Genomic DNA, 25,998 nt, shown 5'->3' on the forward strand with positions numbered 1-25,998 from the left:
TTCCACCCATTTAGTTGGAGATAAACGTTTGCAAAAAAGTGACGGTGTTTTTGGGTCCTGCGATACGCAAGGTGACCCGGTATAACGGTGAATCCGAACTGGCGATACAGCGCTTGAACAGCTCAAGATTTGTAATATTATGAGAGCAGTTTTCGCCATTGCTGGGGGAGCTGGCCATCATGCAACGGGAGGCATCACTTAACGCAGCACCATCAGCAATTTCAGCATCACTGTAATTACACATGCGCTCTACAACATAACGGATTTCATTCCCCTGGCGGTCTACACCGTTGCGGATTTCATCATTACCATCGGTCTGGCTGGGGGCAAGGCTGCTATTGCCGTTATTCCACGCCATCGTCGTCAACTGGTTGCCATCACACACTAGCGCATCGGGCCGGGTATCAAACTGGCTACAATTGGCGTAATACCCCAAGCCAGGATGGTGCGCCGTACTGACCGACAGTGATACGTTTTTAGCGATACTCTGTGCAATGCCTTCCAACGCTACATTTGAGGCCGTACTGGCCGATTGGCGGAACACCATATTGCCTGAAAGCAAGGCATTGGTATCCACACTGCGTATCAGGGCCACCGCCGCAATCGACATTACAGCAAGTGCCAGCAAGGCAAAAAACAGCACGATACCGGTTTGGCGAACCAAAGGCCTGCGTGCCACTCGAGACAATAAAAGGCTATAGCGCATCGCGGTTCCAAATAATGTTTCTGAGCGGGATAGTGGCTTCAAAGCTACGGTAGCGGTAGCGCTGCCAGTTGGGTACGCCACTTAAGTCAACACCGGCAGGATTGGCATCCGCCTGCCAGATGCACACTCTGCTCACGCCTGCTGCGGCACCGTTACATGTCTGGCTCACATTGCTTCTTTGCAAATTGCCGTCCCTGGCGATCACTGCAATGCGGATCGCACGGATACGGTTACGGTCCATGAGCGCCATCGTCGGCCCAAAAGTACCCGTGGCATCAACCCATCGATCAACCCGGTTCAAATAAGCGGCAGCGGTGGTGGTGGTCGCCGTGGGGTCTATGGTCTCGGTAATCCCGTATTGTGCCTGCAAGGCCACAATATCACTGGCGACGGGTACCGCCGCGCTATTCGGAAACGGGTTAGTGCCAGGCGTCCCACCCGTACGCGTGAGCTCTAGCGCTGCATTCACCGTATACTCATACTGATTCCATGCGCCCAGACAGGAAAAGCGTACCCAGTCTGCACCGTTTAAAATGCTCACCGGGCTGGCCGTGGGCGGAGTATTAATCTCAGACAAAGTATTGATCGTGCGGTCAGCACGTAATGATTCCAACCGTCCAAGACTGCAATTCGGATTGGTCGGTGTTTGATGAAACAGCACCACATCATTCTCCTGGCAACCAATCAGGCGTCCATCCAAAGTAGGCGCTGTCATGGTCCCCGTGGCGCGCAAGGATGCACCACCACTGGCCGGGTTGCCATAGCGGATGCGCACAATGTCGCTGCCTGTGCCGCCGTCTACAATCACCACTGGCGACAAGTTAATAATCACTCCGCCCTGGTTAATCGAGGTGTTGATCGGGCACAACAAAGGAGATGGGTCACTACTGTTATACAAAGGCAGGCCATAACCCGCATTCTGCGCGTCGCGCTGCATGTAATACATGGCCAGCACGCCGCTTGATTGCGCATCAGCCCCCCCTGCAATCATGCGTTTGCGAGCTTCGAAGCCACTAAACAGGTTACTGATGGCAAGAGTCGCCACCAGACCAATCAAAATACCCACCAGCAACTCCACCAGGCTCAAGCCCGTCTGGAAACGCTGGCTGCGTAAACGTGAAAACATGCGCATAGATGTATTCATCACGGCATCACATCAAACAAATAACTGGACGCATTGACCTGATGACGGTTACCGCCAGGCACTTGCCAGCCAACTGTCACCGTTACCATGGTGTTGGTCAGTGCCGAGAAAGTCAGCGTACCATTCGGCAACTGGGATTTGATTTTGGTCTTATCCACCTGGGTAATATAGTTTGCCGCATCTCCACCAAAAGCCATCATGTTGGCGATGTGTGTTTGTGCGATCAGTTGTGCCTCCGCGCGGTAGCGATTATCACTGCTGTTCTTAATCATGGCGCTTTGCAAACCCACCAGTGCCAGCACGCCCATACTAAAAATCACCAGCCCTACCATAGACTCAATCAGCACCGAGCCCTGCTGCAAACGCATGGCAAAAGAACGCTTTTGTCGTGAAAGAATTAACATGCTCTAGGATCCCCTGCACCCGACACGGCCGGATCACATACCCTGGCATTGCCCCCGGCTGCCAGTAGCACGCGCAAAGCCCTGCGCTCTTCATTCTTGACTTGCGTATTGGTGACATTGACCACCGTCAGCCCCACGGCCGTCGCCGGGTCACGCGTACCAAAACTGCTAAATACCGCAGTATCATTATCTGCCGACACCGCTGTATTTTTAGAAGACCCTTCCGTGGCACTTCTTTGCGTAATCAGCGCCGGACAGCCCGTGACCACAGTGACACAACCAATCTGCCAGGCACTATTGGTTTGCAGGATAAATTTGACCCTGGCATTACGCTTGATCGCCTCCATCCTCGCTTGCTGTAAACCGCTATGGATAGACTCCGCCACCGTACGAATCTGGGCGTTGCCAATCGACGTCTGGAAGGCCGGAATCGCAATGGTAGCCAACGAGATCAACACCGCCATGGCCACCACCAGCTCCACCAATGTAAATCCTTGCTGACGCATCTGTTAGCAAGACCCTGAAGATGAAGTCAGCCAGCAAGAACTGCCCACTGTGCCATCAAACTTGGAGGTTTTGGCATTATCCTGATTGACCGTGAACTCGAAGGCACCCATGTTATTGGAAGCTCGGCCAGTGGCTCGCAAAGTGTAGGTAGTCGCCGACTGGTTATCAATGCTGTAATCGAAAGACTTGGCATCGCTAGGCACACAAACGAACCCCGCATAAGTAAAGTTATCCTGAAAGAACTGCTCAGCCTGCACCCGGCAATTGGCCAGGTTAGCTGGCGCTTCAGCTGCATTGCCGCTTTTCACGTAATCCTGATACCCAGGCACGGCAATACTGGCCAGCAAGCCTATGATCGCAACCACTATCATCATTTCTATCAGGCTAAAACCATATTGATTTGGGCGCTTCATGATCAAACCCCTTTTAAGATAGCCTTATCATGCAAACAGCAGGCTGTCATGTCCAGCAGCAGCCGACCAGTGGTTGAGATTGCCCGACAAACGGTCAAGTGGCGGCGCAGGCACCATGAGCCACTGACGGTTTAATGGTAAAATGACGCACTATTTACATTGGACGGTGGATCATGCTTTCCTTCTGGACGAGATTACTGGCTGTTGCCTTATTGTTGGCTCAACTGAGCGCCTGTGGTCTCAAAGGGGATTTGTATATTCCTGAACGCCAATATCCTCAAACCCCTCAACAAGATAAGTCTTCATCGTGACCGCGCTTTCAACCCAACCTTTTTCTACTCAGCAGGGCTTGCTACATGCTGAACATGTGGCTCTGCGTGAGATCGCCCTGGCACATCAAACGCCTACTTACGTCTATTCGCGTGCAGCATTAACGCAAGCCTTTGAACGCTTTCAGGCTGGCCTGGTCGGCCATGACCATTTGATTTGCTTCGCAGTGAAAGCCAATCCCAGCCTGGCCATTCTGAATCTGTTCGCCAGATTAGGCGCCGGGTTTGATATTGTGTCTGGCGGCGAATTGGCGCGCGTACTTGCTGCAGGTGGCGACCCGAAAAAAGTCGTGTTCTCAGGGGTGGGGAAATCACATGCTGAAATTAAAGCCGCGCTCGAAGCGGGCATACTGTGCTTTAACGTAGAGTCAGTCAATGAACTGGACCGCATCCAGCAAGTAGCTGCCAGCCTGGGTAAACAAGCCCCGGTTTCTCTACGCGTGAATCCCAACGTGGATGCCAAAACGCACCCCTATATTTCTACCGGCCTCAAAAACAACAAGTTTGGCGTGGCGTTTGAAGATGCACTGAACCTGTATGAAAAAGCGGCGCAACTGCCTAACATTGAAGTACATGGTGTGGATTGCCATATCGGCTCGCAAATCACCGAGCTGTCGCCTTTTCTGGATGCATTGGATAAAGTACTTGGCCTGGTAGACGCATTGGCTGCCAAAGGCATTCATATCCAGCATATAGACGTCGGCGGCGGCGTAGGCATTACCTACAGCGATGAAACCCCGCCAGACTTTGCTGCTTACACGGCTGCTATCCTGCAAAAACTGGCTGGCAGAAACGTAAAAGTGTTGTTCGAGCCAGGCCGCGCACTAGTCGGTAATGCAGGCGTCTTGCTGACCAAGGTGGAATACCTGAAACCGGGCGAATCCAAAAACTTCGCCATCGTTGATGCCGCCATGAACGACCTGATGCGCCCGGCGCTGTATGACGCATTCCACAATATCACCACCATCGCGCCATCAACTGTTGAAGCGCAGGTGTATGAAATCGTCGGCCCGGTTTGTGAGAGTGGCGACTTTCTAGGTCATGACCGTAACCTGGCCATTGCCGAAGGCGATTACCTGGCGATTCATTCTGCAGGCGCTTATGGCATGAGCATGTCCAGCAACTACAACACGCGTGCCCGTGCGGCAGAAGTCTTGGTGGATGGTGACCAGGTGCATGTGATCCGCGAGCGCGAACAGATTGCTGACCTGTTTAAACTGGAACGTACACTGCCATAAGACTCACGGCACCCAATAAAAAACCGAAGCTCCAGGCTTCGGTTTTTTATTTCATAACACACACCTTAATCAAAAATCACGGTCTTGTTCGCATAGAGCAAAATACGATGCTCAATATGCCAGCGCACAGCTTTGGAGAGCACCACACGTTCCAGGTCGCGGCCTTTCTGGATTAAGTCTTCAACCTGGTCACGGTGAGAAATCCGCGCCAGATCCTGCTCGATAATCGGGCCTTCATCCAGCACTTCAGTGACATAATGGCTGGTGGCACCAATCAATTTAACACCGCGCTCAAAGGCACGGTGGTAAGGGCGCGCGCCGATAAAAGCTGGCAGGAATGAGTGGTGAATATTGATGATTTTTTGCGGATAACGCGCGACAAAATCTGGTGACAAAATCTGCATATAGCGTGCCAGCACGATCAAATCAATCCCATATTGATCAAAAAGCGCAAATTGCTGAGCCTCAACCTCGGCTTTGGTTTCCTTACTCATCGGCAGATAGTGGAAATCAATACCGTAAAACTGTGCCAGTTTCTCGGTGTCTCTATGGTTGCTGATAATCAAGGGAATATCGCAAGCCAGCTCGCCACTATGATGGCGGTGCAGCAAATCAACCAGGCAGTGGTCATATTGCGACACCATGATCGCCGTACGTGTTTTTTGCTCGGACAGTTTGAGCTGCCAGGTCATGTCAAAACGCTGGGCAATCGGGCCAAACGCCTGCTCAAAGTCAGCCACGGCGACATTGAAATTGGTCAGATCCCACTCCACGCGCATCAAAAACAGATTATTTTCCGCATCCTGATGCTGGTCTGCGTGTAAAATATTGGCATTGTGCTCATACAAAAATTGCGCAATCGCCGCCACAATCCCTTTGGTATCCGGGCAGGTAATCAGCAAGGTAGCAGTGTTTTTCATAACATTGGGCTTCAACGAGCAACAAAAATGCAGATTATACCTGATGCCTGCCAGACCTTGTGGTTGACCTTGGTATTGGCAGGCGCAGAATGCAGCATCCTATGACGGAATTCATTATGCAAACAGAAGTGACACCCAATATTGTACTGGCTAACCCGCGCGGCTTTTGCGCCGGTGTAGACCGTGCCATCATCATTGTCGAGCAGGCGCTGGAAAAGTTCGGCGCACCGATCTATGTACGCAATGAAGTGGTGCACAACAAATTTGTCGTTGGCCAGTTGCGTGACAAAGGCGCAATTTTTGTCGATGAGCTGGAAAAAATTCCGGCAGGCAGCATCGTCATTTTCAGCGCCCATGGCGTGTCTAAGGCCGTGCGCGCAGAGGCAGAGTCACGCGGCCTGACGGCATTTGACGCCACCTGTCCTCTGGTGACCAAGGTGCATATTGAAGTGGCAAAGATGCGCAAAGATGGCATGGAAATCATCATGATTGGCCACAAGGGCCATCCAGAAGTAGAAGGTACCATGGGTCAGTCTGAAGCAGGCATGCACCTGGTGGAAACACCTGAGGATGTGGCCGCACTGCAAGTGACAGACCCGGACAAACTGGCCTATGTGACGCAAACCACATTGTCCGTCGATGATGCTACGCAGGTGATCAATGCCTTGAAAGTGCGCTTCCCAACGATTAAAGCACCCAAGAGCGATGACATTTGCTATGCCACGCAAAACCGGCAAGACGCAGTCAAAGTCATGGCCAAAGACTGTGACCTGGTGATTATTGTCGGCTCGCCCAATAGCTCGAACTCTAACCGTTTGCGCGAAGTCGCGAAAAACCAGGGCGTAGAAGCCTATATGGTCGACAACGCCAGCCATTTGCAAGCCGCATGGTTACAAGGCAAACGTAAGATCGGCATCTCGGCGGGCGCTTCTGCGCCAGAAGTGCTGGTGAAGGAAGTCATTGCTGCGTTGCAAAACATGGGCGCGGCCCACGTTGAAGAACTACAAGGCGTGGTTGAAAACGTCGTTTTCCAGTTACCAAAAAACCTCGTCAACGCCGAAAAGCGCAATCAGGCTTAATCAAGCGGATTTCATCAAACACCATTCTGGGCAAAAAAAACCCAAGCTCGAAAGCTTGGGGCAAGCAATATCCTCGGGAAAGGATAATCGGGGAACGATTGCTCATTGTTGTGGTTATATGCAGTTTGCTTCAATACCTATCAATTTGGAGATTGCACTTTGGAGGTTGCAAGGTCGCCCAACCTGCAAGCTGAGTGACTATCTCTCTAACTGCATATAACGTGCCAACTCCCCGAAAACCACAAACCATTGATTATTAATCAATTAATTTTTTCATAGATTGAACTGCAATCGCAGTCGGCTGAAATAAACCACCATATTGGTTTTCTAAAACCAGATCATCCATTACGATTTACGACGGCGTACATCTGAGAACAACGGGAACAACAAGGGCAGCAATAACAAGGTGAACAAAGTAGCGGTAATCAACCCACCCACAATTACCACCGCAAAAGGCCGCTGCGTTTCGGAACCAATGCCATGCGAAAGTGCCGCAGGCATCAGGCCAAGCCCGGCCATCAGCGCCGTCATTAAAATGGGGCGTAATCTTGCCACCGCACCGTCGATCACAGACTCAGTCACGCTGCGTCCTTCACGCATCAGGTTTTTGATCTGCTCGACCATAATCACACCGTTTTGCACCGAGATGCCTGCCAGTGCAATAAAACCAACCGCCGCAGACACAGACAGGTGCAAACCTGAAATGGCCAACCCTGCCAGACCACCTACCAGCGTAAACGGAATCATCAGCAATACCAGCAAGGCATTTTTCACCGACTTAAACGCCCAGAACAGCAATACAAAAATCAGCAATACCGACAACGGCACAATCACCATCAGCCGCTTCATCGCGCGCTGCTGGTTCTCAAACTGGCCGCCCCAGGTCATGGTGTAACCCGGCGGCAACTTTACTTGCGCCTTAACTGTCTGCATCGCCTCTTTCACGAAGCTGCCCTGGTCTCTATCTGTAATATTGGCCTTGATCGACACAATGCGCGCACCCGCTTCACGACTCACCCGCGACGCCCCTTGCTTGATCGTCACCTCGGCCACCTCGCTCAAAGGAATACTGCCGCCACCATTAGGCAAGGCAATCGGCAATTCATCAATGTCATCGACAGAATCCCGGAATGGCCGGTCTAAGCGCAATGTGACGTCAAAATGGCGGTCACCATCATAAAAAGTATTGGCCGGATTGCCTGCCAATGCCGTTTGCACCGTATTGTTCACATCGCCAACCATCAAGCCATAGCGCGACAACTGATTGCGATTCAGGGTAATGTCGAGCTCAGAGTTGCCGGAAATACGCACCGCTGCGACATCGGTTGCGCCGCGTACCGTATTCATGGCATCAACCACTTCTCCAGCCTTTTGTTCAAGAATCGCCAAATCCGGCCCAAAAATCTTCACGGCGATCTCGCCTTTTACCCCGGACAATGCTTCTTCCACACTGTCCTGAATCACTTGGGAAAAGTTGGTAGGCACACCAGGAATCTCATGAATGCGGCGCGACATGTCTTTAATCAGCGCTTCTTTATCGGCAAACTTCCATTCGCTATGTGGTTTAAGGTCGGCGAGGATTTCCATATGGTATGGTCCCTTAGGGTCTGTGCCATCATCCGGGCGTCCGACATGCGCAACCACTAACCGCACTTCCTGGTAACTATTGAGAATGTGCCTGATTTCACGCTCGACGTCCTTGGTTTTTTCCAGGCTGGCCGAAGGGGGCAGGTCAACCGTGAGCCAGATATTGCCTTCATCCAGCTTGGGTAAGAACTCCGAGCCCAGCATAGGCGCAGATACCACCGATACCACCAATATCGCGACTGAAGCAATCACGACCAGCGCCCGGGATTGGCTACTTTTGAGCAGGATATTGCGATAAGTCTCCTGCAACCTGTGCATCCAGCCGCTGTGTTTTTCCGCCATGTCTTCGCGACTCATGGTGTATGACAGTAAGGCTGGCACCAGGGTTAAGGTCAGGATAATGGCACCCAGTAAGGCAAAGCTAAGCGTAAACGCCATGGGCGAAAAGATTTTGCCCTCTACCCGCTGGAAGGTAAAAATAGGCAGAAACGCGGTAATGATGATGGCCTTGGAGAACAGGATAGGATGCCCCATATCAATGGCAGTACTTTTCAGTGTTTGCATGCGCCAGGCCAGGCCGGTATGCGTCGGATTTTTATCAACCTCTGCCACTGCCAGACGCACCATCAATGCTTCGACCAGCACGACCGCACTGTCGATAATAATGCCGAAATCCACCGCCCCCAGTGAAATCAGGTTAGCAGATACACCGCGCAAATCCATCACAATAAAGGCAAACAGCAATGACAACGGAATCACCGAGGCCACAATCAGTGCTGCACGCCAGTTACGTAGAAACACCACCAGAATCGTCACCACCAGCAAGGCGCCGACAATCAGGTTTTCTGACACCGTATGTACCGTATGCTGCACCAGACCAGTGCGGTCATAGAATGGCACCACTTTCACCCCGGCCGGCAGTGACTCATTGACCACCTCCACCTTGGCACGCAAAGCCTCAATCACTTTGGCCGCATTTTGGCCTTTGGTCATCAGCACGATGCCTTCAATGATGTCATCCTGCTGGTTAAACGACACAATGCCAGAACGCGGCCGGTCACCAATCACCACCTGGCCGAGATCACTCACCAGAATGGGTTTACCGTCACGTGTGTCTACCACCGATTGCGCAATATCATCCAGGCTGTGAAACAGGCCGATGCCACGCACCACCAGCGATTCATCACCACGATGCATCAAGCCACCACCAACGTTGCTACTGTTGTTGCCTACGGCCTGATTAACCTGGTCAATGCTGACGGCAAACTTTTTCAGACGATAAGGGTCCAGCTTGATTTGATACTCTTTGACCGTACCGCCAAAGCTGGTAATATCTGCCACGCCAGGCACCATGCGCAGTTGCGGAATAATTTTCCAATCCTGGATCGCGCGCACTTCACGTTGCGGCATGTCTTTGGGTGCTTCCACCAGGTAGCGGTAGACTTCACCCACCGCCGTCGTCAACGGCGCCAGGGTGGGCTGTAAGCCTGTCGGCAGACTCACGCCCTGCAAACGCTCCAGCACTTGTTGCCGGGCAAAATAATCCTCTGTGCGTTCGGCAAACGTCAAGGTGACAACAGACAGACCAGTGATAGACACCGAGCGGATTTGTGCCAGGCCAGGCACCCCGCTCATGCCATGTTCTATGGGTAAGGAAACCACCCGCTCCACCTCTTCGGGTGCCATACCGGGCGATTGCGTGACAATGATGACATGCACATCCTCCACATCCGGGAACGCTTCAATCGGCAGATTCTGGACGGCAACCCAGCCAAAAATAGTCAGCACCACCGCGCCTATGAGTAGGAAGACGCGTTGTTGCAGCGAGAAAGTGATCAAGCCTTTTAACATGCTTTATTTACTCACTGATAAATCAGAGTTCAATAAAATCGCACCACCGACCACCACGCGTTCACCCGGCTTCAAGCCGTCTTTTACCGTGGCATATTCCCGACGTTGCAGGTCGAGTGTCACTTTGCGTTTTTTAAAATGCAAAGGGCGCTCTTCAACAAACACATAGCTATACAGGCCTTCTGTAATCAGCGCGCTATTAGGCAAGCGAATCACCCGGTGCTGGCTGTTATCCAATGGCGTGATGCGTGCATACATTTCCGGCTTCAGTTTGCCATTGCTCTCCACCACACAACGCACGGGGATACGGCGCGTGGTCGGGTCGACCATGACGCCTATGGTTTTGACCTCGCCACTAAACACTTCATCAGGATAGGCATCGACTTCTACGCTCAGTTTCTGCCCTTGCGAGATTCTGCTTAAGTCACGCTCTGGCAAATCAATGCTGGCCCATAAATGACCAGGGTCGGTGACAATAAACAAAGGCTCTGCAGCATCTGGCCGCACTTCACTGCCAGGATTGATTTTGCGATCAACCACCACGCCTGCAATCGGTGAACGTAATGCGTAATTATCATTGGCAGCCGTTGAAACCCCGAGATTTCTCAGTCGGGCCGTCGCACGCGCCGACTCTGCGCGGGAAGTTGCCCAATCGGCTTGCGCCACTTCCACCTCTTTCTTCGCCAACACGCCACCTTCAACCAGCATACGACTACGCTCCAATGCCTGCTGCTTCAGTTGCATGTCTGCCTGCGCTTTGCGCACATCAGCCACAGCACCACCCACGTCTGGTGAGTCCATCACCAGCAAGGTCTGCCCGGCTTTCACGCTGTCGCCCACTTGCGCCTTGATGGTCAGCGCCCGTCCGGCCACCGGCGAAAAGATACGCGCCGTCCTGTTCTCATCCAATACAATCTTGCCATTCAAAGGCTCGGTGACTGGCACCGGAATTTCTGTCACCGGCTCGACCTTTAAGCTGGTCAGTTGTGGCGACCCTGCAGTCAGTACGATTTCATTGGCATCGCGTGTGTTGCCAGTACTTTTGTCTGTCGCACTGGCCTGGCTGGAAAACATTACTCCAGCCAGCATGACCATTAAAAAATAGCCGCTGCTTGGCATGGCCCGCATGAATATTTGCTTAGAGTTAGGCGTGGTCATAGTGTATTAGTCTTGATAAGTAAAAGCCTGGCGGGTGGCGGCCAGCCAGGCAGACAGTGATTTGGCATAATCCGCTTTTACACTGGCGGCTTCCAGTTGCAGGGCACGTAAAATACGTCTGGCATCCAGCAGGTCCATCACACTCATGGCACCATGCCGATAAGCAAATTCGGCAGCATCGGCCGCTGTTTGCGCTTCGCTCAGAATACTCTGGTCAAAACGACGGTTTTTATCCACCGCCGCCTGCAAATCTGCTTTGGCACGACGCATTTCAGCCACGGCCGCTGCCCTGACCTGTTCTTTGGCTTCCATGGCAGTGGTGTAATCCACTTCGGCCCGCGCCGCTTCGCCTTCATATTGATAATTGGTAAATAACGGAATACTCACAGAGGCACCCACTGTATCCGGCGCAGAGCCGGGTTCTTGTCCCGGGAAGTGTTGATAAGCCAGCGACCAGGTCAGGTCCCTGGTTTTGAGGGATTCGGCCAGTTTTCTGGCCTGCTGCGCCTGCTCCATGCGCGCCTCAGCGGCTTGTACATCTGACCGTTGCGGTAGCCAGTTGCTTTCCGTCCCTGCCAGCTGGCCTGAAACCAGGCTGGGCCAAGGGTCAGATACATACAGCCTGGCAGCATCCTGATCTTTACCCAGCAAATAGGCCAACAAAGCCTGCGCTTTCTGCAAGGTGGCCTCTGCCTGTCGTAAATCATTGCTGGCGCGCAGGGCATCCACCCGAATGCGCGCGACATCAGCCGAAGCCACATCGCCCGCTTTCAGCCGCAGTTGCGCCGCCTGCAAGGTTTTGTCATAAGAAGCGACATTGGCCTGCTGTATCAGCAACGTGTCTTGCGCAAGTTTGAGATCAAAATAAGCAGTGGCCATCGCCAAGGCTTGCTGGCGATAAGTTTCTTTGAAATCGAAGCCGGAAGCCTTCACCGCACTTTCGGCCACCGCGGTACGCAGCTCACGCTTGTTTCCACGCTCGTACAACTGACTAACTTGCAACGCGGAGTTATAGGTCTTGTCCCACAGGCCGTTGGAACCGTTCTGGTTCATATTACCCTGGCCACGATTGACGTTAACACTGGAGAGTCCTAGCGACAAGACCGGGTTAGGCCGTTGCCCTGCGATCAGGGTATCCGCCTCGGCGCCCTCAACAGCGCGCTTGGCTGCCAGCAACTCGCGGTTGCCCCCCGCAAACAGTTGCTCCGCCTGCCGCAAAGACAATTGATTTAGTACGATAGGATCTGCGATACCAGTAGATGCGGCATCAGCAGCCAGTAAACACCGCGCACTCACTATCAGCATGAAACATGCCCAGCCTAGCTGACGCCTCAACATTGATCATTCCCTATTTTTAGATACTTTATTTTTTGATCATAATACTCAGAACGGCTTACGACAATCTTTCACTGCACGAAATAAGCACTTTCAGTATTAGATGCCATCATGGACAATATAACGGCGTTTATAGACAATACTTGCATGACACAACATTACAAGACCCCGGTTTCTGCCCTGATTCTGATCCATACGCCCGATTTGCAGGTGTTATTGCTTGAGCGCGCTGACAAAGCAGGCTTCTGGCAGTCGGTCACTGGCAGTATAGAAGTGGGCGAAACACCCTACCAGGCGGCCATCCGCGAAGTGAAAGAAGAAACCGGGCTGGATGCTCTGGATTATGATTTTCAGGATTGGCAGGCTAGCAATATCTATGAAATCTATCCGCACTGGCGCCACCGCTACGCGCCTGGCGTCACCGAAAACACCGAACACCTGTTTGGATTATGCCTGCCATCCGCCATGGCAGTCACACTGGCGCCAGACGAGCATACACGCTATGAATGGCTGGACTGGCGCGAAGCAGCCAAAAAAGTATTCAGCTGGACCAATGTCGATGCCTTACAGCGCCTGGGCGAGAAACATAATCTGGTTTTATCAGGCACTAATATGATTGGGATTCAGTCTAATCAGCTGTAAAATAACGTTTTTAGTACCGGGCCTGGCCCATACACTTAAAGCATGCAAACAGCCACCATCCAATTTGATAAATTCCAAGCGGCCAAAGACGATGATTGTCAGGCGCGCATCCTCGCGGCCCGCGAAAAACTAGGCAAGCGCCTAGTGATCCTGGGTCACCACTACCAGCATGAAAGCGTCTATCGCCATGCCGATTACTCTGGTGACTCCTTAAAACTGTCCAAATATTGCGACAGCCTGGATGCAGAGTTCATCGTCTTCCTTGGCGTGCATTTTATGGCCGAGGTCGCTGATATTTTGAGTCGCCACGAGCAGATTGTCGTACTACCCGACCTCGCCGCTGGTTGTTCCATGGCAGACATGGCCAACCTGGCCAAGGTCGAGCGCAGCTACCGCGAACTGAGTAAAGTGCTCAACTTTGATGAAACCATCACGCCGGTCACCTACATCAACTCCGCCGCGGATTTAAAAGCATTTTGTGGTGAGCACGGTGGCATCGTCTGTACCAGCACCAACGCGCCAAAAATCCTCGAATGGGGCTTTAGCCAACGCGAAAAAATCCTGTTTTTCCCCGACCAGCACCTGGGTCGCTGGAGTGGTTACAAAATGGGCATCCCACTGGAGCAAATGCCGGTGTGGGATCCAGACCTGCCGATGGGTGGCCTGACTGAACAACAAATCAAGGATGCCAAAATCCTGTTATGGAAAGGTCATTGCTCGGTACACCAGATGTTCCGCAAGCAGAATATCGACCAGTTCCGCGCCCAGCACCCGGATGGCAAAGTGATTTCGCACCCGGAAACCGCGTTTGAAGTCTGCATCAACTCAGACTATGTCGGTTCTACCGAATATATCCTGCGCACCGTGAGCGAAGCCGAACCAGGCACCAAATGGCTGGTCGGCACCGAGCTCAATCTGGTCACCCGCCTGGCTGAAGAAATGAAACCGCAAAACAAGCTGGTGCAATTTATGAGCCACGTCGTCTGCGAATGCTCGACCATGGCACGTATCGACCCGCAACACCTGGCCTGGTGCCTGGAAAATCTGGCCGAAGGCAATGTGGTTAATCAGATCAAAGTGCCTGAGCATGAAGCCAAACTGGCTAAACTCACCCTGGACAGAATGCTGGCAGTTTCCTGATGAGTCAGTGCCCACTCTGCCTGCCAACATCGCAGGACTTACTGTGGCAAGATGATTTCTGCCGGGTCGTGCTGTTACACGATGCCGATTACCCCGCCTACTGCCGTGTCGAGTTGCTGGCCCATGTAAAAGAAATGACTGACCTGCTGCCAGCCGACCGCGCCCGCACCATGAAAGTGGTGTTTGCGGTGGAAACTGCCGTGCGTGAAGTGATACAGCCGGACAAAATCAACCTGGCCAGTTTGGGCAACAAAACGCCGCATATGCATTGGCATGTATTGCCTAGATTCGAGAGTGACAGGCATTTCCCGAATAGTCACTGGGGAGAACCTGTGCGGGATTCCGAGGTGCAACCACTTAGTACTGCGATTAGAGATCGGTTACAAAAAATAGTGGCCGAGCGTGTGGAATGTGCGCTTAAAAGCTAATTATTTGTAACACGCCTCTCTTCGTAAGAAGCGTCCCTTTTCGCCTTTGGGCGAGTCACTTTCTGATGCTTGCCCCTCAGAAAGTAACCAAAGAGGAGGGCACCCAGCCATCACGGCCTGACGGCTCCCTTGCGTTGCTCAACAAAATAAGCGGTCACGAAACTCATCCTAGCGGGCTGCACACTACGCAGCCCACCGCGGGATTCGGACAGTCGCTCCCTTCTTCCTTATTTTGTCTCCGCTACTCAGCGTGATGGGATGGGATTTATCTCGCCAAATTCGCATTGCATAAATGCGGACGGTTCAAAAATCAGATTCTTTTGTTAACCCTGCTAAACGATGGCGCTCGCGGGTGTTCGGGGTCCCCATCTGCCGCGCCGAGCAACGCAGGGTTGACGGGGGTCTTCGGCCATCGGCTGTCCGAGTTCCGCAACAAGCCACGAAGTGTGTGGCTTGTCAGGGCGAGTTTCGATGGACGCCCGGCAAGCCGAGTAGCGCAAGGAACAAGCGGAAGTTGGGGTGCACTTTCTTTTGGTTACTTGTTCTTTGGGCAAGCAAAGAAAAGTAACTCGCCGAAAAGGCGAAAAGCTATCTCCCAATCAACCAGCCAACCCCACATCTAAAGAATTACCTTCCCTCCGATTCCCATCCATAAATAAAAAACCAGGCACACCTCTCAGCACGCCTGGTTTTAAGCTAACTTGCAAGTGAATAGGGACTAAACGTGCTTCCGCGCCAATCTCCCCAAACCCCGCAACCACCCCAACAAATCATCCACATAGGTATACAACACCGGAATCACCACCAGACTGAGCAAGGTTGAAGTAATTAACCCACCAATCACCGTAATCGCCATCGGCGAGCGGAAACTCGGGTCTGCACTCCAGCCTAGCGCAATCGGCATCATACCGGCCGCCATGGCAATCGTCGTCATGATAATCGGCCGTGCACGTTTATGGCAGCCGTCGATAATGGCGTCAAATCGACTCAACTTGCGCTCTTTTCGCGCCATGATGGTGTATTCCACCAGCAAGATAGAGTTTTTGGTGACGACGCCCATGAGCATCAACAAGCCAATCACGCTCGGCATAGAGAAGCTGTTATGTGTCACCAGCAGGGCGAAAAAGGCGCCACCTAATGACAACGGCAACGCGCCCAGAATGGTCACCGGCTGTAAGAAATCGCCAAACAGCAGTACCAACACAACATAGATGCACATCACGCCAATAATCATAGCGCCGCCAAAACTGCTAAACAATTCATTCATGCGCTTGGCATCGCCCGCCTCAAGCTGCTTCACGCTAGGTGGCAGATTTTGCATCGCTGGCAGTTGCTGCACTTCGCGCAACACTTCACCAATCTGGCGTTTATTCAGCTCAATATCAAAGGTGACATTGCGCATGCGGTCCATACGGTCAATTTGCTGCGGGCCGCTGCCCATGCGCACAGTCGCCACGGTTTCCAGACTGACGCTGCCATTGCGCGATGGCACGCGTAGCTGCGCGATTTCTTGCAGACTGCTACGCACGCTAGGACCTAAGCGCACCCGGATTGGCACCTGGCGCTGCGGTAAATTCAACTTGGGCATGGTATTGGTGAAGTCGCCCGATGTGGCTACGCGTATCACTTGCGCAATCGACTCCACAGTGACGCCTAACTCAGCTGCTTTGTCGACATCGGGAATAATCTGCACTTCTGGCCGCTGCAAACTGGCACTGGACGTAATATTGCCGACGCCACTCAAGGTGCGCAATTGCTGCTGCAACTGCTGGCTGGCACTGGTCAGGGCATTGGCATCGTCACTGGCCAGCGTAATTTGCAGTTTCTCACCTGACTCGCCTATGCCTACGGTCACCCGTGCGCCTGGCAGGTTTTTCAGCCGCTCACGCAAGTCCGCTTCAATCTCGGATTGCTTTTGTTTACGCTCGCTACGATCCGTCAGGCTGATCACCAGGCTGCCTTTACGCACATCAGTCGTATTTTGCGCAGCATTCGGCCCGCCACCACCGGTGCTGGCAGAACCTGCCGCACTAAACACGGCCTTCACTTCTGGATGCTGCTTGACGATGTGTTCGGCCATCTGCACCACCTGCCGCGTTTGCGCCAGAGGCGTGCCCGGTTGCAACTCAATATTGACCTTGGTCTGGCTGCTGTCAGAAGAAGGCACGAAGCCTTTAGGCAGCAAAGGCATCAGGCTCAGTGAGCCGACAATAAACAGCACAAAGCCTGTCACGACGGTTTTGCGGTGCTGCAAACACCAGCCCACCCAACGCAAATACACGCGCATGGACGAAGAGTCTTCTTCCTCTTTAGCTGCATGCGGCTTGAGCAGATAAGCAGACATCATGGGCGTTAACAACCGCGCCACCACCAATGAGCCAAGAATGGCGATGGCCGCCGTGATACCAAACTGCTTGAAAAACTTGCCAGGAATACCGCCCATAAACGCCGTTGGCAGGAAAATCGCCACCAGCGTAAATGTAGTTGCAATCACGGCAAAGCCAATTTCATCGGCGGCTTCCATCGCCGCCTGATACGGCGTTTTACCCATGCGCAAGTGGCGCACAATATTTTCAATCTCCACAATGGCGTCATCGACCAAAATCCCGACCACCAGGGCCATCGCCAGCAAGGTCAACACATTGAGCGAAAAGCCCAAATATTGCATAAACGCAAACGTAGGAATCATAGACAGCGGCAAGGCCACGGCGGCAATAATCGTGGCGCGCCAATCGCGCAAGAACCACCAGACCACCAGGATGGCCAGCAGCGCACCTTCATACAGCAGGTGCATGGAGCCTTCGTAGTTGTCTTCTACCGGCTTCACCATGTTAAACGCTTCGATAATCTTCACCTGCGGATGCAGTTGCTCAAACTTCTCCAGCGCCGCGCGTACATCTTTGGCCACCGTAACTTCACTGGTGCCTTTGCTGCGCGTAATTTCAAAGCGAATGACCGGTTTGCCATCATAACTGGCATAGGTGGTGCGCTCGGCATAGGTATCAAGCACCTCGGCTACTTGCGACAACTTGATATGGCGGCCATCACCAAGCGGAATATCCAGATGGCGCACCTCGTCTGCACTGTGGAGCGCGCCCAATGTACGCACCGACTGGATATTGTCACCAATATCGCCGCGCCCGCCAGAAGCATCTTGCTGCACACGCTTGAGTTGTACCGACACATCGCTGACATCCACATCCAACCCTGCCATCAAGGTAGGGTCGAGATTCACCTGTACCTCGCGGTCTACGCCACCGGTACGCGTAATCTTGCCCACGCCGTTCACCGCCAGCATGGCTTTGCTGACTTCATTGTCAACAAACCACGACAGCTCGCCTTCGTCCATATTCTCAGCCGAAGCGACAAAGGTCAGGATGGCATTACCTGAAGTCGTCACCTTGGACACGGTCGGCGTTGTCACCGCAGCAGGCAATTCTGAGCGCGCGCTATCGACCGCATTACGCACCAGGTTGAGCGCCTCTTCACTTTTAGTATCAATGGTGAATTGCACCGCGATGCTGACACTGCCATCGGTGATGGTGGTGGTCATGTGCTCAATACCACCGATGGTCGCAATCTTGTCTTCGATCTTGCGTGCCACTTCAGTCTCAAGTTGCGGTGGCGCAGCGCCCTCCAGCGTCGCACCCACGGTGATCACGGGCAACTCAATATCAGGAAAGTTTTGTTTGCCTAACTGGTTAAGTGATTTGAGGCCAAGAAAGCTCAGCACCACAAATAGCAAAATGGCCGGTACCGGGTTACGGATAGACCAGGCAGAAAAATTCATACTTAAGCCCCGCGCTTGGTCGTGGTGATGACTTTGACCGTATCACCATCATTTAAAAAGGCACCGCCACTCAATACCAGTGACGCCTCGGCAGTCACGCCACTCAGCAACTCAACCTGCTCGCCACGGGTGCGGCCGGTTTGCACCTTGCGCTGAATCACTTTGCGCAAACCCTGCGCATCGGCAGCCGTTAATTCAAATACATAGGCAAACCCATCGCGGTAAGTCACCGCCCCCAATGGCACAGCCATGCCCTGCTGCTGGCCAATATCGACCTGACCTTGCACATACATGCCAGGTTTGGCGCTGTCTTTAGGAATGTCCACATACACCAGCGCATTGCGCGTATTGCTATCGACTGTGGGCGAAATCAGGCGGACCTTACCTGTCACCGTTTTACCGCCCGACAAATTCAGACGTACCGCCTGACCTGCATGCAAGGCCGTTTGCTGATCGGCATTCACTTCGCCCCGCCACTCAATACGGCCCTGGCGCACCAGCCGGAACAATTCGGTGCCCGCAGACACCACATTGCCCAGATTGGCAGAACGGGACGAAATCACACCATCGTCCGGCGCCACCACTTTGGTTTGACGCAGGCGGATTTTCTGGTTTTCCAACTCAGCCTCGGACAAGGCCAGATTCGCGCGTGCCGTTTGTTCGGCAATCATATATTCATTAATTTTTTGTGCCGACAAGGCCCCGCTGTCTTTGATTTCACGCGCACGATCCGCATTGCTTTTAGCCTCAGCCAGCGCTGCTTTATCTTTTTCCACCGTGGCCAGTTGCTTTTGCAAATCAGCTTTCACCGTCTCATCGGCCAACAGTACCAACGATTGCCCCTTGCTGACCTGCGCACCCACGTCAGACAACACTTGCTGAATACGCAAGCCAGCGATTTCTGCACTGACGAGCGCCTCCTGCCATGGATAAATACTGCCATTGAGTACCAATGTCATCGGCCATTGCACAATCGCTGGACGCGTCAGCTCCACACTCAGTGCAGCTTTGGTGGCCTGGCCATGCTCAGCCGGTTGATTGGTAGCCGTGCTGCCTACAGGCTGCCGGTTACCGCGTTTTTCGGCCAGCTCCGCCTGATGTAAGGGATGCTGCCAGAACCACACGCTAATGCCAACCAGCAACGCTGAAATGATTAGAAACTTGGTTTTTTTTGTCAGTTTATTTGCCATGATGCTTACCTTTTCTCCATGGGTTTCAGTGGAGGTTTAACTGTTTTTGTGTTTCCAGCCAATCGCCGCCAAAGGCTTTATACAAGGCGATCCACTGTAATACCCGATTCTTTTGCTGCGTAATCACATTGAGTTCAGCGTTGATTTTTTGGCGGCGCGCGTCTTCCAGCGACAGCAAATCCAGGCCGCCAGACCTCCAGTTGATTTCAGCCGCTTTAAAATATTGCTGATATTGCTGCGCACTGGCTTGCTCAGACTGCGCTCGTCGCGTTGCACTATCCAGATTGACCAGCGCTTGCTCGACCTCTTTCACGGCACTGCGCACATCCTGTTTGTAGGTTGCCAGCAAACTGTCGAAATTGGCACGCGCTTCAGCCAGGTCTGCACGTAACGTACCGCCGTCAAAAATCGGCAATTTAAGCGTCGGGCCATAAGACCATGAATCCGTCCGCGTGACCGTGCCGTTAAAATTCGTCCGGCGGTAACCAATAGAGCCTGTCAGACTCAAGCTTGGATACATTTGTGCCTTAGAGACGCCAATATTGGCGCTAGCTTCAGCCAGGTTGCGCTCGTCAATCGCCAAGTCCGGGCGACGGGTCAGCAGATTTGCTGGTAACGCGCTCACATCAAACATCGCTGGCTCCGGCATCCCTTTGCCTTTAGCGAGTAAATCGCGCAAGGCAGGTTCTGGCAGATTAGTGAGCTCAACCAATGCTTTGATTAGACCATCACATTCCGCTTGTTGGCCATCCAGCGTCGACTCGCTGGCGCGCGTAGCCGCCTCTGCCAGCGCCAGGTCAGACGGGGCAGAAAAGCCTGCCTTGGCTGAAATGCCTGTCAAACGCGCGGTCTCATGACGCGAATCGTAAGCCTGTTGCAACGCCTGCACTGAGGCTTGGCAAGCACGATAATTGACATAGTTATTAGCGACTTCCGCCGCCAAGGTCAGGCGTGCATCGTGCCAGGCAATTTTTTTCGATTCGAGCTGGGCTTTGGCCGCCTGCTTGGCCGCTTTCACTTTACCAAACAGGTCGATCTCCCAACTGGCATCCAGCGACACGGAATCGATTTCTATGGTGCTGGAGGGGAAAGCCGCATTACCGCCACCGCCTTTGCTCTTGGTGACGCTGCCAGTGCTGGTTAAATCCGGAATACCTTGCGCACGTGCGGATAGTACGTTGGCGCGCGCCACACGGATATTGGCCAGCGCGATCTCCAGCGAAGGACTTTCTTTTTGCGCCTCACCCAGTAGTTGGTTGAGCACCGGGTCGTTAAATTGTGCCCACCAGTCTGTTAATGCAGCCACGCTGCCACTGTGCGGCAAAGGGGCTTGCCACTGCTCGGCAGTGACTGGTTTTGGGCGAATATATTCGTCAATCACCGAGCAACTCGCCAGCGGCAAACACAGCAACAGCCAATACCAGTGTTTATGACGCTGCATGACCCGGCTCCATTCCCTCTAATCCACGTAAAAATAAATTCACCACAAATGCCAGATGCGCTTCTGCATCCCAGTCTGGTTCCAGCACACCAAACAACGCTTTGGTTCGCGGCGCTGCAATTAACAACTCACAATATGACTCCGCCGCTCGCATAAAATCCTGGGCGGGTAACTCACCGCGTGCCGCGTAAAAACGGAACACATCCGCCAGCATCTGATGGATGCGCTGCGGCCCGACTGTTTTCATCGCACGTGACAATTCAGGAATATGCGCCGCCTCGGAAATCCCGATACGGAAAAATGACAGCATGCGCGGCTCCATCACGCGGTTGAGCGCAAAGCGGCCAATATCGGTCAGTACCTGCTGCAATGACTGGTTAGGCAGGTCCTCTACCTTCACCATGGCAGACACATCCTGCTCGACCATATGCCTGATCGCTGCAATCAGCAACTCGTATTTATTACTGAAGCGCTCATAGATGGTCCGCGTCGAGACCCCACACACAGAGGCAATATGCGCCACACTGGTTTGCGTCACGCCTTCTGTCATGAACAGTGCTAACGCCTGCTCCAGCAGCAAGATATGACGCTCCTGTTCAGTGCCTGATTTTGGACGGCCGACTTTGGTTTTCATTGGTGACGCATCCAGGAGATTGGGGGATGAAAGTGCTTGCATGAAATAAAAATAAAACGTTTCATTTTTATTTTACATGGGCAGCTTAAAGAAGCAAGCAATTTGTTGTAGCCTGGCAGATACATACGTCGCCAGCCCCATGTGTACGCGCATGTTTGCTATACTCGCAGCACTTTTACTTTTATCGCTCAAGCCCACTGACGCATGGCACTGAAATCCACCATTTATAAAATCGATGTCAATATTGCAGACATGGATCGGCACTATTACCAGCAACATCATCTTACGCTGGCCAAACACCCGTCCGAGACCGATGAACGCTTGATGGTGCGCCTGCTGGCCTTCGCACTATATGCAGAGGAAACACTGCTGTTTGGCAAAGGCCTGAGCGAAGACGATGAACCCGACCTCTGGCAAAAAGACCTGACGGGAGCGATTGAACGCTGGATTTGCGTCGGTTTGCCTGATGAGCGCGACATCCGCAAAGCCTGCGGTCGGTCAGCGCAGGTAGTGCAAGTGCTCTATGGCGGCAGAACGGCAGACATGTGGTGGGATCAGAACCATAAAGCGGTGCTCAAGCACGATAATGTGACCGTGATTAACCTGCCCGAAACTGAGCAATTGGCGGCCGCTGCTGCGCGCGGGCTCACCATCAGCTTTACCATCCAGGACCGGCAAATCCTGGTCAGTCATGAAGGTGGCAGTTTTGAAATCAGCCCAATATGGCTAAAAGAAGCCCGTTAAATACAAAAGCCAGCATTGCTGGCTTTTGTATTTCATCAGTCGATGTTTACGGAAAGAGCCGATGCTCTGCTGGCCAGACACCGCTATACATAGCCTCCGGGTGATGTCGCATCAGCCGCTGACGCACCTCACTCAACCGGCGCAAGGGCACAGACACGATCATCAAGATATTACCCTGCTCAATTTGGGCAGAATATGCCTTGATCCGGTAACTGGGCGCGGCTGTCGCCACCGTCGCTGCCCAGGCAGCACATGACAAGGCACCCAACACCATGCAATACGGGATCACCATCAACGTGACCTCACCAAACCACCAGGGCACCAAATAAGCCAGCATGCCGCCAAACAGCCCGAACACGGCACCAAACACAAACCCCGCCAGCGCACTGTAAACCACATCAGATTTTTCCACAGCGTTGGCTTTAGGCAAGTTACCCAGGGTCTGCTCATTTTTTGCATGAAAGTGAATATGATCTTCATCAATGCGTTCCAGAAGCAACTCATTCATCATGGCTTGCGCACTTCTAATATTGGGTAAAACAAAATAGAGCCTGCGTCTCATGTCGTTCTCCTATCAATATTGCCAGTATTTCGCTGGTTTTGGTTTGATAGTGTTTAAGCGCAAAGATTCACTTTTTAACAACTGTTGGACTTGGCAGCATGGTCATCCATCTTAGAGCATCGCTTTATCGATCATCCAGCTTACCGACCCAGACACTGCGCAGCTTGGCCAATTTATAGCGCAAGCCTGCGCCCTCGTTGGAAAGCGCATCCAGAAACAATGACAGCCGCCTGGATTTAATGACGGTGTAAAACGTGAGCAAGCTGACCGGAATAAACACAACCGAGAAATAAGCCAGTTTCTCCAGCGTGCTGGATTGCGTAAGATCAATCAAGTTCATACCCAGTAAACCTGTGGTCATGGTGCCAATCAGGCCCAGAATCGTCACTACGGTCAGGCGGACGACGGTGTCTGCCTGACGCTTGATTTCCTCACCTTCCAGATACTCGGCCATGTCCATAATGCGGCGGCGGGTTTTTTCAAACAGGCTCACAGAATCCAGCTGTTTCAGCATCAGTGAAAACAGGTCTTTAGCCACAGCCTGGTCTGAGACGTTTTCAAACCAATAGCGATGCGTAAAACGTAAAAACACCGCAGTAGCATTACGGATACGGTTGCGGAAGTTTTTCACCGAATCTTCGCTCTGGATATCCAGGCGGCTAATAGCTTGTACCATGCGGTCTGACAACATCAGCAAAGCGGCTTTTTGAAAATGTGCGATTAAAAACAGCAGGAAATACTGGTTCTGGTAATGGCGCTTGATACCGGTCCGCTCATTGGTAAATACGCGGTGCTGATGACTGCCGACCACCACAAAATTTTGCCCGGTACACATAATGCGGGTAGTACTCCACGGGTCTTGCCGCGCTTCGTCCCAATAGCGGTCATAGCAATTATGCTTTTCGAATTCCTGCAAAAAGTGTTCGGTAAATGGCAGGGTTTCCGAATGCCAGGGCTGACACACCAGACCAAGGCGAATCAGGTCGCCCCGACTCAGCTGGCTGACATCGTCAAACGACAGGTAGGCCATCAAGGGCATGCGCTGGTACTCAATTTCACGGTAGCGTAAGGCTCCGGCCTGGTCGGAATAATGGGGCACCAAAGGATGCAGCAACGCCAGCCAGTGCAATGACACGCAAGGCACATGGTTTTCTTTCACATAAGAGAGATAACGCGCTTTGTCTTCATAATCGGAGCGCGCAAGCACTTGGCCCTGCTGATCCAGCCATTCAATCAACTGGGCACAGTGACCGCCTTCGCCCGTATCATCCCAATAGTTAGGGTAAGTCCGGCCCAGGCGGTACATCACCTCCATGGCAGATTTCAATGGCAGGTCTTTACCTGTCACCTCAAATGCCAGCATGGCGACATCAATATCAAAAAAGAAATACAACTCGACGTGAGACACCCGCAGGACGATGGGCTCAGGCTCGCCATGCAGGGTAATACGCACCTGGTGAATATCGCTACGCGTGAAAATATGGATGGGCGACTCACCATAGCCGCCAGACTCACGACCATGTTTGCCTTCACCATATAAAAAGCGCTGGGCAAACGGCAAAAACGTCACAAACTCCTGATAGCGTGCTTCGCTCAAATACGGAGAAGCCTGCAGAAACTCGTCTTTTATCTCAACCCAGGGCGAGTCAGGCGCGGCTTTTAGCAGTTGCCAGGGGCAATGCACCTCGCCAGCACTGTGCTGGTCGGTCATCAACTGTATCGGCCACAACAATGTCTGCCGGAAGTCTCGTACGATACTGCTTTGCAGGTTGTCCGCCATGATGGATGCCCTTTAGCCGCTTGAGTAGATGGTGGACTATAACGCGGGTTGCTATGACAGAATCAGGGAATAAACGCCGCAAATACCTGCCAAATAATTCATCCGCAATGCCGGTATAAGTCCATCATGGTGCGCCCGGCATTCACCAGCTCATACACCAGCGTGCCTGCACCAGTAAATACAACGAGCAATACCGTCGCCAATACCACCTTACCGGTACTGAGTGCATGGCCTTGCAGATACAGCGCCCATAGCCGACCTGACCAGATCAGCAGAATAAGCAATGCCAGCAATTGCAGTCCGGCCGCCAGCTTAAACAAGGGCCGGCCGGTTGCCTGCAGATAAATGGCCTGCAACGCCGCCAGCTGAGATTGTAGTTGTGTGCCCAGCTGCGCATTGGGACTCACGTCACCCGTCTGGGCATTGGTCGCGCAAAGCACGCCTTGCTCCAGCAAGGGCTTGAGGTCTGCCATACCTTTTTCTAGCGCGATCCACGATTTTGCGGTCACCGGGTCAGCCAGGCTGATATTGGTGAGCGAGGCAGCAAGCACCTGTATCACCAGCATGACGCCGCAAGCCGCACACATCACCCCGAAAAAGCGCTGAAAACCACTTTGCACCCCCGCGACTTTAGCCGCCAGATAAGCCAGCGCCAACAAACCCAATAATTCGAACAATAAACGCACTGCCGCCAGCGCATGCGCGGCCATGCCTGCTTCATCACTGGCCAATTGCACAGGATTGGTCATTTCGGGAAACACCACCGCCAGCACAACCGCAATGGTGAATGAGAGTAACAAAAATGCAATCGACTGCTCCAGTCTGGTTTTGGCATCGTCAGTCTGCAGATGGTCACGCACCAGTTGCTTTGGCTGCGTCAGCATCTGGGTAAAACTACCCAAATAAGCAGGTAATTCTTTCAGCACATTATCCAGAATAGACGACATGGCACACCCCTTTGGCATAGATAGACAAA

The 25,998-nt window shown here is 52.8% G+C and carries 23 protein-coding genes; 7 read left to right on the top strand and 16 right to left on the bottom strand.

What is annotated here, in order from left to right; all coding sequences use genetic code 11:
- Window positions 1-10: 10 nt before the first annotated feature.
- Genes GQ52_RS04235 through GQ52_RS04255 form a run of 5 tightly spaced genes read right to left on the bottom strand, consistent with a single transcriptional unit; the run spans window position 11 to window position 3,174 of the window.
- A complete protein-coding gene (locus GQ52_RS04235; protein WP_047515444.1) occupies window positions 11-706 on the bottom strand; it encodes a pilus assembly PilX N-terminal domain-containing protein in 696 nt (231 codons plus the stop codon).
- Window positions 696-1,850 (bottom strand): PilW family protein, encoded by a 1,155-nt coding sequence (locus GQ52_RS04240; protein ID WP_019880912.1) that lies wholly within the window; start codon window positions 1,848-1,850, stop codon window positions 696-698. Before GQ52_RS04240 ends, GQ52_RS04235 begins: the two co-directional genes overlap by 11 nt.
- A complete protein-coding gene (locus GQ52_RS04245; protein WP_047515445.1) occupies window positions 1,850-2,254 on the bottom strand; it encodes a hypothetical protein in 405 nt (134 codons plus the stop codon). Before GQ52_RS04245 ends, GQ52_RS04240 begins: the two co-directional genes overlap by 1 nt.
- Window positions 2,248-2,760: a GspH/FimT family pseudopilin gene (locus GQ52_RS04250; protein WP_047515448.1), complete on the bottom strand. Its 513-nt coding sequence runs from the start codon at window positions 2,758-2,760 to the stop codon at window positions 2,248-2,250. Before GQ52_RS04250 ends, GQ52_RS04245 begins: the two co-directional genes overlap by 7 nt.
- A gap of 3 nt (window positions 2,761-2,763) precedes the next feature.
- Complete coding sequence (locus tag GQ52_RS04255) at window positions 2,764-3,174, bottom strand: type IV pilin protein (RefSeq protein WP_047515450.1); 411 nt, start codon at window positions 3,172-3,174, stop codon at window positions 2,764-2,766.
- 173 nt (window positions 3,175-3,347) lie between these two features.
- Between GQ52_RS04255 and GQ52_RS14090 the strand changes: the two genes are divergently transcribed.
- Both GQ52_RS14090 and lysA read left to right on the top strand, forming a co-directional pair.
- Complete coding sequence (locus GQ52_RS14090) at window positions 3,348-3,485, top strand: lipoprotein (RefSeq protein WP_152604412.1); 138 nt, start codon at window positions 3,348-3,350, stop codon at window positions 3,483-3,485.
- Complete coding sequence (gene lysA, locus GQ52_RS04260) at window positions 3,482-4,741, top strand: diaminopimelate decarboxylase (protein WP_200884042.1); 1,260 nt, start codon at window positions 3,482-3,484, stop codon at window positions 4,739-4,741. Before GQ52_RS14090 ends, lysA begins: the two co-directional genes overlap by 4 nt.
- Window positions 4,742-4,806: 65 nt before the next feature.
- On the opposite strand, the gene purU is transcribed toward lysA, so the two are convergent.
- Window positions 4,807-5,661 carry a formyltetrahydrofolate deformylase gene (gene purU, locus GQ52_RS04265; RefSeq protein ID WP_047515452.1) on the bottom strand — a complete coding sequence of 285 codons (855 nt, stop codon included), beginning with the start codon at window positions 5,659-5,661 and terminating at the stop codon, window positions 4,807-4,809.
- 101 nt (window positions 5,662-5,762) lie between these two features.
- Here purU and ispH point away from each other — a divergent pair, with 101 nt between their 5' ends.
- Entirely contained in the window at window positions 5,763-6,740 is a 978-nt protein-coding gene (gene ispH / locus GQ52_RS04270) for a 4-hydroxy-3-methylbut-2-enyl diphosphate reductase (RefSeq protein WP_019880902.1), read from the top strand.
- A 345-nt stretch (window positions 6,741-7,085) separates the two neighbouring features.
- On the opposite strand, the gene GQ52_RS04275 is transcribed toward ispH, so the two are convergent.
- Genes GQ52_RS04275 through GQ52_RS04285 form a run of 3 tightly spaced genes read right to left on the bottom strand, consistent with a single transcriptional unit; the run spans window position 7,086 to window position 12,641 of the window.
- Window positions 7,086-10,178 (bottom strand): efflux RND transporter permease subunit, encoded by a 3,093-nt coding sequence (locus tag GQ52_RS04275; protein WP_047515454.1) that lies wholly within the window; start codon window positions 10,176-10,178, stop codon window positions 7,086-7,088.
- A gap of 3 nt (window positions 10,179-10,181) precedes the next feature.
- Entirely contained in the window at window positions 10,182-11,306 is a 1,125-nt protein-coding gene (locus GQ52_RS04280; protein ID WP_047515456.1) for an efflux RND transporter periplasmic adaptor subunit, read from the bottom strand.
- A gap of 36 nt (window positions 11,307-11,342) precedes the next feature.
- Window positions 11,343-12,641: a TolC family protein gene (locus GQ52_RS04285; protein ID WP_235272963.1), complete on the bottom strand. Its 1,299-nt coding sequence runs from the start codon at window positions 12,639-12,641 to the stop codon at window positions 11,343-11,345.
- Window positions 12,642-12,818: 177 nt separating this feature from the next.
- On the opposite strand from GQ52_RS04285, the gene nudB reads away from it, so the two are divergent.
- The 3 genes from nudB to GQ52_RS04300 are packed head-to-tail and all read left to right on the top strand — an operon-like array spanning window position 12,819 to window position 14,881.
- Entirely contained in the window at window positions 12,819-13,313 is a 495-nt protein-coding gene (gene nudB / locus GQ52_RS04290) for a dihydroneopterin triphosphate diphosphatase (protein WP_047515461.1), read from the top strand.
- Window positions 13,314-13,355: 42 nt separating this feature from the next.
- On the top strand, window positions 13,356-14,453 hold the full coding sequence (nadA, locus tag GQ52_RS04295) for a quinolinate synthase NadA (RefSeq protein WP_047515462.1): 1,098 nt from the start codon (window positions 13,356-13,358) through the stop codon (window positions 14,451-14,453).
- The gene (locus tag GQ52_RS04300) at window positions 14,453-14,881 is read left to right on the top strand and encodes an HIT family protein (RefSeq protein ID WP_047515464.1); all 429 of its coding nucleotides are present in this window, start codon (window positions 14,453-14,455) and stop codon (window positions 14,879-14,881) included. Before nadA ends, GQ52_RS04300 begins: the two co-directional genes overlap by 1 nt.
- A 718-nt stretch (window positions 14,882-15,599) precedes the next feature.
- Here the strand turns inward: GQ52_RS04300 and GQ52_RS04305 are convergent.
- Genes GQ52_RS04305 through GQ52_RS04320 form a run of 4 tightly spaced genes read right to left on the bottom strand, consistent with a single transcriptional unit; the run spans window position 15,600 to window position 21,936 of the window.
- Window positions 15,600-18,671: an efflux RND transporter permease subunit gene (locus GQ52_RS04305; RefSeq protein ID WP_047515466.1), complete on the bottom strand. Its 3,072-nt coding sequence runs from the start codon at window positions 18,669-18,671 to the stop codon at window positions 15,600-15,602.
- A gap of 2 nt (window positions 18,672-18,673) precedes the next feature.
- Window positions 18,674-19,861: an efflux RND transporter periplasmic adaptor subunit gene (locus GQ52_RS04310; RefSeq protein ID WP_047515468.1), complete on the bottom strand. Its 1,188-nt coding sequence runs from the start codon at window positions 19,859-19,861 to the stop codon at window positions 18,674-18,676.
- A gap of 25 nt (window positions 19,862-19,886) precedes the next feature.
- Window positions 19,887-21,302, bottom strand: coding sequence for an efflux transporter outer membrane subunit (locus GQ52_RS04315; protein ID WP_047515469.1), 1,416 nt, complete (start codon window positions 21,300-21,302; stop codon window positions 19,887-19,889).
- Window positions 21,289-21,936, bottom strand: coding sequence for a TetR/AcrR family transcriptional regulator (locus GQ52_RS04320; protein WP_047515470.1), 648 nt, complete (start codon window positions 21,934-21,936; stop codon window positions 21,289-21,291). The genes GQ52_RS04315 and GQ52_RS04320 overlap by 14 nt, the downstream gene beginning before the upstream one ends.
- Before the next feature lie 204 nt (window positions 21,937-22,140).
- On the opposite strand from GQ52_RS04320, the gene GQ52_RS04325 reads away from it, so the two are divergent.
- Window positions 22,141-22,680: a YaeQ family protein gene (locus GQ52_RS04325; protein WP_047515474.1), complete on the top strand. Its 540-nt coding sequence runs from the start codon at window positions 22,141-22,143 to the stop codon at window positions 22,678-22,680.
- A gap of 46 nt (window positions 22,681-22,726) precedes the next feature.
- Here GQ52_RS04325 and GQ52_RS04330 read toward each other — a convergent pair whose 3' ends face one another.
- From GQ52_RS04330 to GQ52_RS04340, 3 genes are all read right to left on the bottom strand, one after another.
- Window positions 22,727-23,242, bottom strand: coding sequence for a hypothetical protein (locus GQ52_RS04330; protein WP_024930291.1), 516 nt, complete (start codon window positions 23,240-23,242; stop codon window positions 22,727-22,729).
- A 124-nt stretch (window positions 23,243-23,366) separates the two neighbouring features.
- Window positions 23,367-25,022, bottom strand: coding sequence for a hypothetical protein (locus GQ52_RS04335; protein WP_047515477.1), 1,656 nt, complete (start codon window positions 25,020-25,022; stop codon window positions 23,367-23,369).
- 98 nt (window positions 25,023-25,120) lie between these two features.
- Window positions 25,121-25,969: a hypothetical protein gene (locus tag GQ52_RS04340; protein ID WP_047515479.1), complete on the bottom strand. Its 849-nt coding sequence runs from the start codon at window positions 25,967-25,969 to the stop codon at window positions 25,121-25,123.
- Between the last annotated feature and the right edge of the window lie 29 nt (window positions 25,970-25,998).

It is taken from the genome of Methylophilus sp. Q8, from assembly GCF_000800115.1.
In the GTDB taxonomy this organism is placed as follows: Bacteria; Pseudomonadota; Gammaproteobacteria; order Burkholderiales; family Methylophilaceae; genus Methylophilus.

What these genes read in the sequence shown, in the direction of transcription:
- GQ52_RS04235 (WP_047515444.1), bottom strand. Translation starts at nt 706, where the DNA reads ATGCGCTATAGCCTTTTATTGTCTCGAGTGGCACGCAGGCCTTTGGTT.
- GQ52_RS04240 (WP_019880912.1), bottom strand. Translation starts at nt 1,850, where the DNA reads ATGAATACATCTATGCGCATGTTTTCACGTTTACGCAGCCAGCGTTTC.
- GQ52_RS04245 (WP_047515445.1), bottom strand. Translation starts at nt 2,254, where the DNA reads ATGTTAATTCTTTCACGACAAAAGCGTTCTTTTGCCATGCGTTTGCAG.
- GQ52_RS04250 (WP_047515448.1), bottom strand. Translation starts at nt 2,760, where the DNA reads ATGCGTCAGCAAGGATTTACATTGGTGGAGCTGGTGGTGGCCATGGCG.
- GQ52_RS04255 (WP_047515450.1), bottom strand. Translation starts at nt 3,174, where the DNA reads ATGAAGCGCCCAAATCAATATGGTTTTAGCCTGATAGAAATGATGATA.
- GQ52_RS14090 (WP_152604412.1), top strand. Translation starts at nt 3,348, where the DNA reads ATGCTTTCCTTCTGGACGAGATTACTGGCTGTTGCCTTATTGTTGGCT.
- purU (WP_047515452.1), bottom strand. Translation starts at nt 5,661, where the DNA reads ATGAAAAACACTGCTACCTTGCTGATTACCTGCCCGGATACCAAAGGG.
- ispH (WP_019880902.1), top strand. Translation starts at nt 5,763, where the DNA reads ATGACGGAATTCATTATGCAAACAGAAGTGACACCCAATATTGTACTG.
- GQ52_RS04275 (WP_047515454.1), bottom strand. Translation starts at nt 10,178, where the DNA reads ATGTTAAAAGGCTTGATCACTTTCTCGCTGCAACAACGCGTCTTCCTA.
- GQ52_RS04280 (WP_047515456.1), bottom strand. Translation starts at nt 11,306, where the DNA reads ATGCGGGCCATGCCAAGCAGCGGCTATTTTTTAATGGTCATGCTGGCT.
- GQ52_RS04285 (WP_235272963.1), bottom strand. Translation starts at nt 12,641, where the DNA reads ATGCTGATAGTGAGTGCGCGGTGTTTACTGGCTGCTGATGCCGCATCT.
- nudB (WP_047515461.1), top strand. Translation starts at nt 12,819, where the DNA reads ATGACACAACATTACAAGACCCCGGTTTCTGCCCTGATTCTGATCCAT.
- nadA (WP_047515462.1), top strand. Translation starts at nt 13,356, where the DNA reads ATGCAAACAGCCACCATCCAATTTGATAAATTCCAAGCGGCCAAAGAC.
- GQ52_RS04300 (WP_047515464.1), top strand. Translation starts at nt 14,453, where the DNA reads ATGAGTCAGTGCCCACTCTGCCTGCCAACATCGCAGGACTTACTGTGG.
- GQ52_RS04305 (WP_047515466.1), bottom strand. Translation starts at nt 18,671, where the DNA reads ATGAATTTTTCTGCCTGGTCTATCCGTAACCCGGTACCGGCCATTTTG.
- GQ52_RS04310 (WP_047515468.1), bottom strand. Translation starts at nt 19,861, where the DNA reads ATGGCAAATAAACTGACAAAAAAAACCAAGTTTCTAATCATTTCAGCG.
- GQ52_RS04315 (WP_047515469.1), bottom strand. Translation starts at nt 21,302, where the DNA reads ATGCAGCGTCATAAACACTGGTATTGGCTGTTGCTGTGTTTGCCGCTG.
- GQ52_RS04320 (WP_047515470.1), bottom strand. Translation starts at nt 21,936, where the DNA reads ATGAAAACCAAAGTCGGCCGTCCAAAATCAGGCACTGAACAGGAGCGT.
- GQ52_RS04325 (WP_047515474.1), top strand. Translation starts at nt 22,141, where the DNA reads ATGGCACTGAAATCCACCATTTATAAAATCGATGTCAATATTGCAGAC.
- GQ52_RS04330 (WP_024930291.1), bottom strand. Translation starts at nt 23,242, where the DNA reads ATGAGACGCAGGCTCTATTTTGTTTTACCCAATATTAGAAGTGCGCAA.
- GQ52_RS04335 (WP_047515477.1), bottom strand. Translation starts at nt 25,022, where the DNA reads ATGGCGGACAACCTGCAAAGCAGTATCGTACGAGACTTCCGGCAGACA.
- GQ52_RS04340 (WP_047515479.1), bottom strand. Translation starts at nt 25,969, where the DNA reads ATGTCGTCTATTCTGGATAATGTGCTGAAAGAATTACCTGCTTATTTG.